This is a genomic window from Nocardia sp. NPDC049935 (assembly GCF_055586645.1).
In genome coordinates this window covers 704,291-718,574 of the sequence record NZ_JBVJHV010000001.1, presented here as the reverse complement: position 1 = coordinate 718,574, position 14,284 = coordinate 704,291, and the positions used below count along the sequence as shown (strand labels likewise).

14 protein-coding genes and 1 riboswitch are annotated in these 14,284 nt (G+C 69.1%); of the genes, 4 read left to right on the top strand and 10 right to left on the bottom strand.

The features are described 5' to 3' along the window. The first annotated feature begins 2 nt into the window (after nucleotides 1–2). Entirely contained in the window at nucleotides 3–1,259 is a 1,257-nt protein-coding gene (locus tag ACZ6SF_RS03385) for an FAD-dependent oxidoreductase (RefSeq protein WP_466060365.1), read from the top strand. A 123-nt stretch (nucleotides 1,260–1,382) separates the two neighbouring features. Further along, on the top strand, nucleotides 1,383–2,276 hold the full coding sequence (locus tag ACZ6SF_RS03380; RefSeq protein WP_466060364.1) for a hypothetical protein: 894 nt from the start codon (nucleotides 1,383–1,385) through the stop codon (nucleotides 2,274–2,276). A gap of 55 nt (nucleotides 2,277–2,331) precedes the next feature. On the opposite strand, the gene ACZ6SF_RS03375 is transcribed toward ACZ6SF_RS03380, so the two are convergent. Together ACZ6SF_RS03375 and ACZ6SF_RS03370 are read right to left on the bottom strand one after the other, a co-directional pair. Continuing rightward, nucleotides 2,332–3,474, bottom strand: coding sequence for a serine hydrolase domain-containing protein (locus tag ACZ6SF_RS03375; RefSeq protein ID WP_466060363.1), 1,143 nt, complete (start codon nucleotides 3,472–3,474; stop codon nucleotides 2,332–2,334). A 134-nt stretch (nucleotides 3,475–3,608) separates the two neighbouring features. Further along, complete coding sequence (locus tag ACZ6SF_RS03370) at nucleotides 3,609–5,165, bottom strand: AMP-binding protein (RefSeq protein WP_466060362.1); 1,557 nt, start codon at nucleotides 5,163–5,165, stop codon at nucleotides 3,609–3,611. A 215-nt stretch (nucleotides 5,166–5,380) separates the two neighbouring features. Between ACZ6SF_RS03370 and lysA the strand changes: the two genes are divergently transcribed. Further along, entirely contained in the window at nucleotides 5,381–6,724 is a 1,344-nt protein-coding gene (lysA, locus tag ACZ6SF_RS03365) for a diaminopimelate decarboxylase (protein WP_466060361.1), read from the top strand. A gap of 26 nt (nucleotides 6,725–6,750) precedes the next feature. On the opposite strand, the gene ACZ6SF_RS03360 is transcribed toward lysA, so the two are convergent. From ACZ6SF_RS03360 to ACZ6SF_RS03335, 6 genes are all read right to left on the bottom strand, one after another. Next, complete coding sequence (locus ACZ6SF_RS03360; RefSeq protein WP_466060360.1) at nucleotides 6,751–7,557, bottom strand: ABC transporter ATP-binding protein; 807 nt, start codon at nucleotides 7,555–7,557, stop codon at nucleotides 6,751–6,753. Beyond that, nucleotides 7,550–8,341 carry an ABC transporter permease gene (locus ACZ6SF_RS03355; RefSeq protein ID WP_466061326.1) on the bottom strand — a complete coding sequence of 264 codons (792 nt, stop codon included), beginning with the start codon at nucleotides 8,339–8,341 and terminating at the stop codon, nucleotides 7,550–7,552. The genes ACZ6SF_RS03360 and ACZ6SF_RS03355 overlap by 8 nt, the downstream gene beginning before the upstream one ends. 28 nt (nucleotides 8,342–8,369) lie before the next feature. Continuing rightward, on the bottom strand, nucleotides 8,370–9,389 hold the full coding sequence (locus ACZ6SF_RS03350; protein ID WP_466060359.1) for an ABC transporter substrate-binding protein: 1,020 nt from the start codon (nucleotides 9,387–9,389) through the stop codon (nucleotides 8,370–8,372). Further along, nucleotides 9,386–10,090 carry a TenA family protein gene (locus ACZ6SF_RS03345; protein ID WP_466060358.1) on the bottom strand — a complete coding sequence of 235 codons (705 nt, stop codon included), beginning with the start codon at nucleotides 10,088–10,090 and terminating at the stop codon, nucleotides 9,386–9,388. Before ACZ6SF_RS03345 ends, ACZ6SF_RS03350 begins: the two co-directional genes overlap by 4 nt. Next, a riboswitch (TPP riboswitch) is annotated at nucleotides 10,084–10,179 on the bottom strand. It overlaps the preceding gene by 7 nt. Before the next feature lie 121 nt (nucleotides 10,180–10,300). After that, nucleotides 10,301–10,945: a LysE family translocator gene (locus ACZ6SF_RS03340; protein ID WP_466060357.1), complete on the bottom strand. Its 645-nt coding sequence runs from the start codon at nucleotides 10,943–10,945 to the stop codon at nucleotides 10,301–10,303. A 40-nt stretch (nucleotides 10,946–10,985) separates the two neighbouring features. Continuing rightward, nucleotides 10,986–11,465: a hypothetical protein gene (locus ACZ6SF_RS03335; protein ID WP_466060355.1), complete on the bottom strand. Its 480-nt coding sequence runs from the start codon at nucleotides 11,463–11,465 to the stop codon at nucleotides 10,986–10,988. Between the two features lie 276 nt (nucleotides 11,466–11,741). Between ACZ6SF_RS03335 and ACZ6SF_RS03330 the strand changes: the two genes are divergently transcribed. Next, nucleotides 11,742–12,377: a VldE C-terminal domain-containing protein gene (locus ACZ6SF_RS03330; RefSeq protein WP_466060353.1), complete on the top strand. Its 636-nt coding sequence runs from the start codon at nucleotides 11,742–11,744 to the stop codon at nucleotides 12,375–12,377. Between the two features lie 7 nt (nucleotides 12,378–12,384). Here ACZ6SF_RS03330 and ACZ6SF_RS03325 read toward each other — a convergent pair whose 3' ends face one another. Together ACZ6SF_RS03325 and nicT are read right to left on the bottom strand one after the other, a co-directional pair. Continuing rightward, nucleotides 12,385–13,110 (bottom strand): DUF6390 family protein, encoded by a 726-nt coding sequence (locus tag ACZ6SF_RS03325; RefSeq protein ID WP_466060351.1) that lies wholly within the window; start codon nucleotides 13,108–13,110, stop codon nucleotides 12,385–12,387. A 42-nt stretch (nucleotides 13,111–13,152) separates the two neighbouring features. Next, nucleotides 13,153–14,256: a Nickel transporter NicT gene (nicT, locus tag ACZ6SF_RS03320; RefSeq protein ID WP_466061325.1), complete on the bottom strand. Its 1,104-nt coding sequence runs from the start codon at nucleotides 14,254–14,256 to the stop codon at nucleotides 13,153–13,155. Nucleotides 14,257–14,284 lie beyond the last annotated feature (28 nt).

Here is a 14,284-nt window from a genome sequence, read left to right as displayed (position 1 = left end):
TCGTGAGCAATCCGGACGTCGTCATCGTGGGCGGCGGAATCGGCGGGCTGAGTACCGCTTTCGCGCTGACCCGGCTCGGCCTGCGGGTGCGGGTGCTGGAGCAGGCGAGACGATTCGGTGAGGTCGGGGCGGGGATCCAGCTCGCACCCAACTGCACCCGCATCCTCGACGACTACGGCCTGCTCGACCGGGTGAAGGCGCGCGGGGTCGTACCCGACCGGATGGTGATGCGGGACGCGGTCGACGGCAGCGAGCTCACCGCGCTCGATCTGCGTGACCTCGAACGCGAGTACGGCTTTCCGTATCTGGTGATCCATCGCAGCGATCTGCACGCGCTGTTCCTCGAGGTGTGCCGGGAGGCGGGCGTCGAACTGCTCACCGAGCAGAAGGTCGTCGCGTATCGGCAGAACGGCGAAACGGCTTCCGCGACAACGCGGACCGGTGCCGTGCACGAGGCGAGTGTCGTGATCGCGGCCGACGGACTGCATTCCGTCGCACGCGCACTCTTCGTCGATGACCGGCCCGTCTCCTCGGCCTATGTCGCCTACCGCGGCACCGTGCCGATCACGGAGGTGGATCGTCCGGTGGACCTCTCCGAGGTGGTCGTCTACGTGGGCCCGCGCTGCCATTTCGTCCATTACGGGCTGCGGGGCGGAGATCTGCTCAACCAGGTCGCGGTATTCGAATCGCCGAAGGCCGTCGCCGGGCTCGACGAGTGGGGCACACCGGACGAACTCGATACCGCGTTCGCCGCGACCTGTGATTTCGTCCGGAACCGGGTGCCCCATATGTGGCGCGACAAATGGTGGCGGATGTACGACCGCGATCCGATCGACACCTGGGTCGACGGCCGGATCGCCCTGCTCGGCGACGCCGCGCATCCACCGCTGCAGTACATGGCGCAGGGCGCGATCATGGCGATCGAGGACGGCTGGGTGCTGGCCGAACATGTGCGGCGGCTACGCGGCGCGGACGGGGCCGTGGACTGGGCCGGGGCGCTCGCCGCGTACGAGGCGGTCCGTCCGGAACACTGTCGGCGGGTGGTGCTGACGGCCCGGGTCTGGGGTGAGCTGTGGCATCTCGACGGGCTCCGGCGGGAGCAGCGCAATGTGCTGCTGCGGGAGCGGGAGACCGGCGACTATTCGTTCACCGACTGGGTCTACGGCCCGACGGCGCTGTTCCCGGCGGACGAACCGGCGATGTTCGAGCCGATACCCCTCGCCTCGGCCGACCGGGTGCGCGCCGGATCGGCGGAGTAGGCGGCGGCGAAGACCGCGGCCGGCCGGAGCCGATCCGCCGGGCCTTGACACGGCGCCGGTCACGGCTTTGACTACCGGAGAGCTTGTGTTACCTCATCCGACTGTGTTCAGAGAGGTCGACATATGCACTGCACGTGGTCGGCGGGACCGGAGCATCGGCACGGAGCGGCCCGCGGGATCTTCTCGATACTGGCATTGCTGGGTGCGTGCCTGCTCTTCGCCGCGGTCGCCCCCGCGGCGCACGCCCAGCCGGCGGGTGGAGCCGGATTCGCGCCCCCCTTCTCCGGGGCTCCCGGCTTCGAGCAGGTGGCGCCGGCGCAGATCACCGGTCCGGACCAGATCAACCGGCCGCTGGGGCAGGCCGCGGCCGATTCGATCGCCGGCCGGATCGGTCTCGGCAGAGCCGACGCGCTGACCGAACAGCAGTACCACGATCTGAGCACCGGCGGCGGCGCCGGCGGTGACCCCGCGGCCGCCGAGGTGATCGACGCCTGCGTCGCGATCCTCACCAATACCGCCGGCCGGCCCGTCTACTCGCAGGTGAACGGACAGCGCACACCGTCGGTACTGGCGAGTTACGGGCTGTATGTGAACCCGGACGGGCTGCTGGAGAGCCCTGCCAACGCGGACGCGCCGACCAGGCAGGTGAACACCCTGATCGCACCCGGCGGCTACGTCGGCACCTGGTTGCGGAACAACGGGGCGGCGCACACGCTGGTCGCGCTCTATCGGTCGGCCTATACGGTGCAGGCCGCCTACGGCTTCGCGGCACAACAGATCTCGGGTACGGCACAGTTGGTGACCAATACCGCGGGCGGTGTCACCGCGCAGGTCGGCATGTCGATGGCGCCCCCGCTGTGGATCGTGAACTTCGCCCTGATCTACGTCCTGAACCCGGCCCTGGCTGCGGCCATGCCCGCAGCGTGGGCTCCCATACCGCCGCCGGTCGCCGCCGCGATCGAGGCGAGTCCCACCGGCCGGGTCCCCTTCGGCGATTACGCGTCCTACTTCCGGTGACGCCTCCGCGCCGGCCCGGATCGCGACCTCGCCGCCCGGACGCGACGACCACGGGTCAGACCGTCGCGCCGGCTCCCCACGTATCGCACAGAGCCGACCGGTACAGCGCCGCCAGCGCACCGTCTATCGGATGCGGTTGCGGCCGGCCGGCGGAATCCAGCCTGTTCCATCGCTGCATGGTCACCGCCACCGATACCTGCCGCTGCCCGTCGGCGCGGGTCATGGACCATGCCCCGGCTCCCCAGACCGAGCCGTCGTGTCCCCAGAAGGTGCCGTGGCCGGGAATCTCCAGCCGGTGCAGGCCCAATCCGTAGTCGATGGTCTTGCCCTCCAGCGAGATCACCGGGACGGTCCGCTGCATCTGCGCCAGCGAGTCCCGGCCGACTATCGCGCCGGAGAGCAGTTCGCCGAAGAACCGGTTCAGATCCGCGACGGTCGAGACCAGCGAGGCGGACGGTCCCACCCAGGACATGTCGTAGACGCTGAAATCCCGTGGCGGTTCGAGCATGCCGAACCAGGCCTCGTACATCCGCGGGTGCGGACCGGCGATGGCCGATCCCACCGCGAGTCCGGTATCACGGAGCCCGGCCCGTTCGATGACGTGACGGGTGATGTACTCGTGCGGGGACGCACCGGTCACCGTCTGCAGCAATTCGCACAGCAGCAGGTAATTGGTGTTGGAATACACCCCGGGCGCGACGCCGGGCGCTCCGGCGGCGGGTTCCGCGACACCCCTCTCGATCAGCTCCAGGGGATCGAACCGGGTGAACCGGTGGGTTTCCAGGCTGTCGGGCCGGGTCCGCGCGAGATCGGGGAATCCGGCCAGCGAAGGGAACGCACACGGCAGGTATTCGGCGAGACCGCTGGTGTGGTTCAGCAGCATCCGGACCGTGATCGCGGCGCCCCGGCTCCCGGGAACCAGCCCCGGCAGATAGTGATCGATCGGCGTGTCGAGCTCGATCGTCCCGGACTCGACCTGCTGCATCACCGCCGCCGCGACGAATGTCTTACTGATACTCCCGACACGGTGCCGCATCTCGGTCGTGAGGGGTTCCCCGGTCCCGAGATCGGCGACCCCGGCGGCGGCCCGCCGGACCAGGTCGCGGTCGCGAACCTCGGCGGCCACCCCCGGCATCCCGGCTCGGTGCACGGCGTCCAGAGCTTCCCGCAGGGTCGCGGAATCGAGTGAACTCGTCACGGCATGTCCTTTCGTGAACACGGATATCGCCCACGCCGGGATATCGGTCGCCGACCGATCCCGCCGGGCGATATCACTGTCCACTACCGATCACACCGGGATATTGGAGAAATGTTCCGCTGTTCCGATCCGGGTCAGTTGACCTGGCGGCCCCGTCCACTCCAGTACGGCGCCCGCAGCTTGAACTTCTGGAGCTTGCCGGTCGCGGTCCGGGCCAGTTCGTCGCGGAATTCGACCGAGGTCGGTGCCTTGTAACCGGCCAGCCGCTGTTTGCACCAGGCGATGAGTTCGGCTTCGGTCGCGTTGCTCGCGTCGGTATCCGGACCCAGCACCACCAGCGCTTTGATCGTCTCGCCCCATTTCTCGCTGGGCACCGCGATCACCGCGACCTCGGCCACCGCGGGGTGGGAGAACAGGCAGTCCTCGACCTCGATCGAGGAGACGTTCTCACCGCCGGTGATGATCACATCCTTCTTGCGGTCGGCGATGGTGAGGTAGCCGTCCGCGCCGATCTCACCGCCGTCACCGGTGTGGAACCAGCCGTCGGCCAGCGCCGACGCGCTTTCCTCGGGCCGGCCCCAATAGCCCTCCATCACCACGTTGGACCGGGCCAGCACCTCCCCGGACCCCTCCTCCTCGGATTCCTCGGCCCGCAACCGGACACCGAGCGCCGGGGCGCCCGCGCGGGTCAGTTTCGCGGCCTTGGTCTCCGGGTCGAGGTCGTCCCATTCGGCTCGCGCGCGGTTGACGGTCAGCAGCGGGGACGTCTCGGTCAGGCCGTAGATCTGGATGAACTCCCAGCCGAGCTCCTCCTCGACCCGGGCGACGGTTTTCGTCGGCGGCGGCGCGCCGGCCATGATGATCCGCACCCGGTCCCGGCCGGGAATCTCGCCCTCCCAGGTCTGGGCGGCCTCGAGCACCGCGGCCGCCACGGCCGGGGCCGCGCACATCACGGTGACACCGTGGTCGCGGACCCGCCGCAGGATCTCCGCGCCGTCGACCTTGCGCAACACGATGTGCCGGGCGCCGACACCGGTCATCGCGAACGGCATTCCCCAGCCGTTGGCATGGAACATGGGCAGGGTGTGCAGATAGACGTCGCGGTCACCGATCGTCGCGTGCAGGCCGAAGGTGACGGCGTTGACCCAGATATTGCGATGGGTGATCTGCACACCCTTCGGCCGGGCGGTGGTGCCGGAGGTGTAGTTGATGGTCGCGGTGGCGCCTTCGTCCGGTTCCCACGGCCGGGGTGCCGCGCCCGGGGCCGCGTAGAGGTCCGTATCGGCGCCGAGTACGAAGACGTGCTCGCACGCGACATCGGCGAGCGAATCCGCGAGTTCCGGGTCCACATACAGGACCCTGGCGCCGGAATCCTCGACGATGTATCGCACTTCGTCGGGACGCAACCGGAAGTTGATCGGCACCAGCACCCGGCCCCAGCCGCTCACCCCGAAGAACGAGGTCAGCAGGCGGCTCGAGTTGTGACTGACGATCGCGACCCGCTCACCCACGCCGATACCCAACGCGTCCAGCGCGGCGGCCTGTCTGCGGGCGAGATCGGCGACCTCGGCGTAGGTCAGCGAACCCTGGTCCGGGGCCGGTTGCGCGGGTTCGTCGACCACACCGACCCGATCGCCGTACACGGTTTCGGCGCGGTCGAGGAAGTCGGAGACAGTGAGCGGGACGAACATGGTCCTCCTACGGGTCGTGCCCGGAAACGACGGTGCGAGCTTCCCGGTCCGACGATTGTCTCTCCGGACCGGTGACGGGCGGGCCGGAATTCCGCGGCAACAATCCGCCCCGGACGGTCAAGAAATCGTCAGGAGCCCGCCCACCCGGCCATGAGCGGCGTAGTCCTGGGGTCGGCCCCGCATACCGAACGGCGGGGACACACCAGGAGCACACCGTGACCTTGCTCGACATGATCCCGTCATTGCAGCCGGGGATACCGCCCCGGCTGAGCCCGGCGATCTGGCCGCGCGACGCCCACTACGACGCCGAGGGCCGCATCACCCTCGGCCGGGTGGCGGTCACCGATATCGCCGACCGGTTCGGAACCCCCGCCTACGTGCTCGACGAAGCGGAAGTCCGGGCCCGCTGCCGCGCCTACCACGCGTTCTTTCCCCGGGTCCGGATCTACTACGCGGGCAAAGCCCTGCTCACCCGAGCGGTCGCCGGATGGGTGAGCGAGGAGGGACTCTCGATCGACGTGTGCTCCGCGGGCGAGCTCGCGGTGGCCTTATCGGCCGGGGTGGATCCGCGACGCGTCATCCTGCACGGAGCCGGGAAGTCCCGCGACGAACTCGAAGCCGCCGTCCGCGCCGGGGTGGGTCGTATCGTGATCGATTCGCTCTCCGAGATCGCGCTGCTGGCCAGCCAGCTGACCAGGCCCCAGGCGGTCCTGCTGCGGCTGTCCCCCGGTATCGACGTGCACGGGCATCCGGCGGTGCGGACCGGTGTCCTGGACCAGAAGTTCGGCTTCCCGCTCGGCAGCGATATCGCGGCCGAAGCCGTGCGGCGGGTGATGGAGCAGCCGCTCCTGCAGCTGGTCGGCCTGCACTGCCATCTCGGGTCGCAGATCTGCGATCCCGACCACTACGGGGAGGCCGTCCGCCGGTTGATCGGCGAGATGTCCTGGATCCGGCACGAATACCGGCAGGTGCTGACCGAACTCGATCTGGGCGGCGGTCACGCGGTGGCGTACCGGCCCGGGGATGCCGAACTCAACCTCGTCGAGCTGGCCGAGATCCTCGAGGACGCGTGCGACGCCGCCTGCGCCCGGCACCGGTTCCCCCGGCCCACGCTGGCCATGGAGCCAGGCCGGGCGATCGTCGCGCGGGCCGGGGTCACGCTGTACCGGGTCATGTCGATCAAACACACGGAGGGCGGGACGACCTTCGTCACCGTCGACGGAGGTATGAACGACAACCTGCGGGTCGCGCTGTACGGCGCGCACTACGAGCCCGAACTCGCGAACCGGCGCCCACACGGCCCGCACCGGACTGTCACCGTGGCCGGCCGCTATTGCGAAGCGGGTGACATCATCGCTCGCGATGTCCGGTTGCCGGCGGACCTGCATCCCGGCGATCTGCTGGCGGTGCCCTGTACCGGCGCCTACCACCACAGCCTGTCCGCTACCTACAACTGCGTCGGCAGGCCGCCGATCGTCGCCGTGCGTGACGGTGACGCCCGGGAACTGGTGCGCCGGGAGACCACCGCCGACCTGCTGGCCCGCGATATCGGCAGCTGATCCGGGACGTGCGCCCGATACCGGGCTCAGAGATCCCGCCGGGCCGCCGCGTGGCGGGTTTCGTCGTGGAGCACCTCGAGCAATTCCTGTTCGACCGCGACGAACTCGGGAGCCGTGATCATCGCCAGATCCCGCGGACGCGGCAGTTCGACGCGCACCTCACGGCGCACGGTGGCCGGGCGCGCCGACAGCACGACCACGCGATCCGACAGGTAGACGGCCTCGCGGATATCGTGGGTGATCATCAGCACCGTCCACCGGTACCGCTGCCAGACCTCCTGCAACCAGGACTGCATCTCGGTACGGGTCAGCGAATCGAGGGCGCCGAACGGTTCGTCCAGCAACAGCAGGTCACGTTCCTGGACCACCGTCCGCAGCACGGCTGCCCGCTGCCGCATCCCGCCGGACAACTGGGACGGGCGGGCATCCTCGAAACCGGACAGCCCGAAAACGGGGAACAGTTCGCGGGCCCGGCGCCGGGCCTCCGCCTTGGGCACGCCGCGAACCAGCAGGCCCAGGATGGTGTTGTCGAGGACCGTTCGCCACGGGAACAGCAGATCCTTCTGCGGCATATAGGCACAGTGCGACGCGGTCGGTTCGTCGTCGCTGCGCCCGAAATGGATACTGCCGGAATCCGGGGTGTCCAGACCGGCGAGCATGGCGAACACGGTGCTCTTGCCACAGCCGCTCGGGCCGATAACGGAGACGAACTCACCCGGCCGCGCGGTGAACGACACCCCGTCCAGGACCTGCCGGGCCGGGCGATGCCGGCCGGGCACCGGAAACGATTTGGTGAGGGAATCGACGATCAGGCCGCCGCGCGGATCAGACATCCCCGTTCCTGTTCTCCGCGCGCGCCCACGGGGCCACGAGCCGTTCGATCGCGAAGGTCAGTAGGTAGAGCAGGATACTGAGCACGGCGGTGACCAGCACCGCGGCCAGCACCAGATCGGTACGGAACGAATTCTTCTGCAGGCTCATATAGATGCCGAGCCCCTCGGTCGCTCCGACGTATTCGGCGAACACCGCGCCGACGACCGCGTAGGTGATCCCGATCCGCAAGGAAGTGAAGAACCGCGGGAGCGCCGAGGGCAGCCGGACGTAGCGGAAGATCTGACCACGGGAGGCGCCCATACTGCGCAGCAGGGCGCCGGCGTCCCGGTCGGCCGCCGCGAACCCCTCGATCAGCCCGATCGCCATCGGGAAGAAGGTGACCAGTGCGACCACGAGCACCTTCGGCAGCAGTCCGAAACCGAACCAGATCACCATCAGCGGCGCGATGGCGATGATCGGCAGGGTCTGGGAGGCGACGAACAGCGGGACGAACGCGCGGCGCAGCCACGGCGAGAAATCCACCACCACGGCCAGTAACCAGGCCAGGCTCAGCGAGACCGCGAATCCGGTCAGAGTCACCTGGACAGTGGCGGCGGCGTGGGTGCCGATCTCGTCGCGATGCGCCCAGCCCTGTCGCACGACCCGCAGCGGAGACGGGAGCAGTTGCGGGCGGATGCCGCTGATCTCGACATACACCTGCCAGCACGCGACCAGCACCGCGACGGTGACGACCGCCGGCACCAGCCGCCCGGCCCGCGCCCTCCGTGGGGTGTCGGCGGCGATCCGGCCAGGCTTCGCGTGGACTGGATCGCTAAGTGGGGGCGAGGTAGTCATTGGTGAAATACCCCGACCAGTCGGGTTCCTCGGTCAGCGGCGCGCCGTCGGGACCCGCGAGCAGCCCCTTCTCGTACAGGAACCCGGAGTTCGCGGCCCACTGTTCCCGGGTCTGCGCGCCCACCCGGCCGTCGGTGTCCTTCATGAATCGGCTCGCGAGCATGCGCTGGCTCTCGAACACCAGGTTCTCGTCGTTGAACGCACCGGGGTTGGCGTCGATGAGGTCCCGGGCGGCGGCGTCCGGATCGTCGGCGGCGAACTGGTATCCGCGCTGCAGCGCCTGGACGAACTTCGCCGCGCGGTCCGGGTTCGCTCGCAGCCAGTCCTCGTTGCCGTCGATCACGATGGCGTAGGCGTCGGGGAAACCGAAATCGGTGTACCGGAAATACTTCATCGGGGTGCCGTGGTGTTCGGCCTCGATCCCCTCCCAGCCCAGATAGGACACGGTGAAATCCGCCTGGCCGGAGTAGACCGCCTCGTACGCCGAGGTGCCCAGGGTGACGGAGGTGAAATCGCCGGTGCCGCCGTCGTTGCGGATCACCTGCTGCAGCGCCTCCACTTCACCGGGATCGCCGAAACCGGCATAGGTTTTGCCGTCGAGGTCTTTCGGGCTCGCGATATCGGCGCGGTCGGCCTTCACCCCGATCCCCGTCGCCCAATGCCGCAGCGGCGCCAGCACGGATACGGTGTGCGCGCCGGAGGCCCGCGAGAAGGTCGACGAATTATGGGTGCTCACACCGAATTCGGCGTTCCCGGCGTCGACCACCGTATCCACGGCGGTGTTGTTGTAGGGCAGGACCTCCACATCCAGGCCGGCATCGGCGAAATACCCGCGCTGCAGTGCGACGAACAGTCCGGTGTGGTTGGTGTTGGGCGTCCAGTCCAGCGCGAACCGGATGGTCCGGCCCTGATCGGCACCGGAGCAGGCCGTCAGCGCGGTGAGCGCCGCCACCGCGACGACGGCGCATACGAGGGCGCGGCGCAGGCTCCCGGTCATCCGGCGGGCCAGGGCTGCGGATGCAGGGCGGTATCCCAGAACATCAGTTCGTAGCGGGTGGCGACGACGAACGCCGTTTCCATCGCCGCCCGGTCCCGGGCGCTCGCGGCCTCGGCCGCCGCGTCCACCAGCGACCTGGCCGCGGCCGCGGACTCCTGGAACTCCTCGGCGCCGTAGGTGGACACCCACTGCGCGTAGGGGTGCTCGGGATCGGCGGCGAGAACTTCGGCGGCCTTCGCGGCCAGATCGCGGCCCACCTCGGCATAGATCCAGAAGCACGGCAACGCCGCCGCCGCGCCCACGGCATAGGACTCGGTCGCGGCCGTGGCGATCAGATAGGAGATATAGGCCAGGCAGGCCGTCGAATGCTCCGGCTCACCCTCCCGGACCGGGATCCGGCCGCCGGTGAGAAGGTCGTGGTGCAGGGCCGATTCGACGGCGACCGCCGTTCCGGCCGACTGCGCCCAGAACTGCGCGGTCTCCGGATCGGGTGCTTTGGCCGCCAGCAGCGACAGTGTCTTCGAGTATCCGGCCAGATACAGCGAATCCTGCTCGACATAGGTGCGGAATACCTCGAGCGGCAGGCTGCCGTCGCCGAGCCGGCGCAGGAATTCGAGGTCGTCGATGGCGCCGCGCAGTTCTTTCGTCCGATCCCAGAGGTGGTCGGTGAATCGGGCGGTTTCGGAGGATTGCGCGCGCAAAACCAGGACATCCCTTCGTCAGCATTACCTGAACAGGTTCTCGGGTCTCATCTCAGCCCCACTCGCGTGGAGCACCCCGTGTCGGAACGATTCCGACCATATCAGCCGTGCGCGTGCCGGTGGGGCCGCTCCCCCGCCCGTATCGGCAGCCCCCGACCCGGAAAACCGCTGAACTGCGCCGACCCGTGCGCGGCTGCTCCGGAACCTCGTTCAGCGACCGGACAGGGCCGGCTCCACCGCCACCGACGCACCCAGGCCGACGATCAGCGCGCCGCCCGCGCCGCCGACGGCTTCGAGCCGCTTCGGCGACCGCGCGAACCAATCGCGCGCGGCGGCGGCGAGCAACGCCCACGCGCTATCGCTCACCAGCGCGATCACCAGGAACACCCAGCCGAGCACCAGCAGCTGCAGGGGAATCGACCCGGACGCCGCATCGGTGAAATGCGGCAGCACCGCCGCGAAGAAGACGATCGCCTTCGGGTTGGTCACCCCCACCACCACGCTCTGCCGGAACACCCGGCGCCCACTCGCCGCGGGCGCGGGCGCACCCAGGACCTCGCGCAACGCCTTGCGCTCCCGGATCGCCTGCACCCCGAGGTGGATCAGATACAGCGCACCCGCCACCTTCACCACCGACATGGCCACCGCCGATGCCGCCAGGAGCGCGCCCAGCCCGACCGCGACGAACAGCAGCGCGATCTGCACCCCCAGTGTGTGGCCCAGCACGGAGATCAAGGCCGCCCGCCGCCCCAGCGTGAGCGCGCGCCCGATGGTGAACAGCACTCCGGGTCCGGGGACGATGATGAGAAGGGTGGCCGCAACGAAGAAGGCGAGCAGATTCGCGGTGGGGACCATGTCCGAATCCTATGCCCGGATGGTGTTTCCGGCGCCCGGATCAGCGGGCGCGGACCGCGGCGGACCGCTCGCCGGCACCGCCCGAGTTCCGGCCGGCCGCGCGATACGGGAGTACGTACAGGTAGAGCCCTGAGAACAGCAGCAGGGCGAGCGGGATCAGCGGCAGGTACGACACCCAGACGATCGGTTCCGGTAGCGACAGCGCGACGAAGGTCGCGAGCACGGTCACGGTGAAGACCGCGGCGCCCCACCGGTGCAGTTGCCGGACCCGGGGCGCGGGGGCACCGGTCCCGGGGCGCGGGTGTGCCCCGGCGCCACGACGGCCGCGCCGGGCCGCGGCGATATGCCGCGCATACAGGGTGAGGCCGGAGAAGAACAGCAGCGCGAGCGGGGGCAGCGGCAGATAGGACACCCACTCCGGTCCCTGTAGTGCCAGTACCGCGACGGTGATCACCACGGTCGCGGTGAAGACGATCGCCAGCACCCGGTGCGTCCGGCGGACCTGCCTGTTCCAGTTCATCGCGTCTCCTCCGAGCGGCTCACGTCCCGCGGCGGCCTGCCGCGCGAGTTCGATACCGAGGACGCTATCGGCGGCGCCGTGACCAGCACTTCTCGATTCCTGATCAGTTTCCGCCGGGAGAACTCGGCGATTCGAGCCGGAAATACCGCCGCATACCGGCCGCCTCGGACCGCGTCGGCCGAAATGACCGAAGTGCGACAGTTGCCGTGACTTTGCCGCGACTGTTTCGTAATCTAACGGTGATCTTGTCTCCGAGCGTTACGAGTTATCACGATTATGCCTGGTCGACACCGCAAACCGCCCCGAGCCACGAAGTTCGTACCGCTGGCAGGCAGCGCGGTCGCGGCCACCGCGGTGATCGCTATATCGGTGGCGGCCCGCCCCGGCCCGGACGCTCCGCCGGCCGCCGCGGCCGCGGTCGACGCGGCGGAGGTTCCCGCCGCCGGCCTCGGCAGGGCTCCGGAGGCAGCGCCCGGAGCGCCGATGGCGGTGGCCGCGGTCGACCGCCCGCTCGAGCCGCCGAGATCCGCGAAACGGCTCGCGCCACCCGCGATACCGTGCTCGACGGAACTCGCCGGGACCCTGCCGCATGTGGCGCAGGTGGGCAATCTGATCGGCAAGACCTTCGGCATCTCCGATATCGGCGGCGCCCACGGCCGCTACGACGGCGACCACGGCGCGGGCCAGGCACTCGATTTCATGACGTCCGATCCCGCACACGGCGACGCGATCGCGAATTTCGTCCTCGCCAACAAGGAACGCTTCGGGGTCACCTACGTGATCTGGCAGCAGCGCTACAACGACGGCAGCGGCTGGAGCTATATGGAAGACCGCGGCAGCCCCACCGAGAACCACTACGACCATGTGCACGTCTCGTTCGCCTCGGCCGCCGATGTATCCGTGACCTGCTGATCGCGTCTCAGCCGGCGAGCCTGCGGTTCGTGACGCGCAACTGCCGTTCGGTGGTCACGGCCAGCATATAGGCCCGGACCGGAGTCAGCGGCCCGCAAACCCGGTCCCAGTGCAGCGCCACCCGCTGTCCGGGCGCGGCGTCGGGCATCGACGAGAAACCCTCGGTCCACAGCGGAATCCGCCGCGTCTCCGGGGCGGTGAGCACCAGCCGCCGGCCGTCGAATGCCAGTCGCGGAGTGTCGACCAGGACCTCGCCGCCCGCACGCGACCGGACCGTGCCCCAGCTGATCCGGCAGTTGTCGAGCACGCGCAGCGGCTGATCGCCCCGGCCGAGCAGCCGGGTCCACGGATAGATGCCGAAGACGTGGAAACAGTGGTTCGGCGCGGCCTCCTCGCTCAGGGAGCCCTCCGACAGGTAACTCCAGTAGTGCCCGGCGGCCGGGCCGATCGCCGCCAGCAGTTCGGCCACGAACCCCACCCGGTCCACCCGTGCCCCGATACCGCCGCCGAGCCAATACGACTCCACGAGGCGCGAATCCAGCGGATCCGCGATCCCGGTCATCCGCGACAGCACCCGCAGATACGGCCACACTCCGGTGAAAGTGCGTGCGACGTCGCGTATCTGTTCGGGCGTGCCCTCCCGCAGCGCGCTCGCCCCGGGCGGTCCGCAGTATCCGAGCCGGTTGGGCTCGTAGGCGAACGCCGCGAAGACCTCCGCGCCCCGCGCGTTCATGTCCCCGCGCCCCGCGCGTTCATGTCCCCGCGCCCCGCGCGTTCACGGGTCCACCGGAACATCGGGCTGCCACCGTCGTTCGACATCGCCGAGACGCCACACCGCGATCGCGACCACCCAGGTGAGCACGAACAACCCGACGATGATGAAACCCATCGCACCGAGGTCGAGCGCGCCCACCCAGGCCAGCGGGCCGGTCGTGAGATCCAGTTTCTCGGTCATGATCGAGATGATCTCCTGGGCGCCGATCAGCAGCGCCACCGCGACCGACAGCCCGGTGACCACGATGTTGTAGTAGATCTTGCGCACCGGGCGGGCGAACGCCCAGCCGTAGGCGTAGTTCATGAAGGTGCCGTCCATCGCGTCGAACAGCGACATTCCCGCCGAGAACAGCACGGGCAGGACGAGAATCGCGTACCAGGGCAGATCGGTGGCGGCCGCGCCGCCCGCGATGACCAGCAATCCGACCTCGGTGACGGTATCGAAGCCGAGCCCGAACAGCAGGCCGACCGGGTACATCTGCCACGGCGTGCGGACGGCACGCATCAGCGGCCCGAACACCCGGTTCAGGGCGCCCCGGTCGTCGAGGCGGCGTTCGAGTTCGGCCTCGTCGTACCGGCCCTGCCGCATCCCGCGGAACACCCGCCAGATCCCGATCAGGGATACGAGGTTCAGCAGACCGATCAGGATCAGGAAGGTACCGGAAACACTGGTGCCGAAAACGCCGGTCCACTGCTGCAGCCGCGAATTCTCGTCCTCGAGGTTGGCCGCGAGCGCTTTCACTCCGGCCGCCAGCAGCGCGACGAGAACGAAGACGATGGTGGAATGGCCCAGCGAGAACCAGAATCCGACCGATATGGGTTTCTGGTTCTCGGCGACGAGCTTGCGCGTCGTGTTGTCGATGGCGGCGATGTGGTCGGCGTCGAAGGCGTGCCGCACCCCGAGTGTGTAGGCGGTGATGCCGAGGCCGAGACCGAAAACCGCGCCGTCCACCAGGTAGCCGCCGGGTACCACGAGGAACAGCAGTGTGCCGAACCCGACGAGATGTAGCGCGGCGATCGCCAGGCCCATTCCCACGATGCTGCGTCGTTGCGCCGGATCGAGATCCGACCATCCGGCCCTGACGGCCGCCGCCGATACCCCCACTGCGGGCACCTCATTTCCTTCCGGGCGG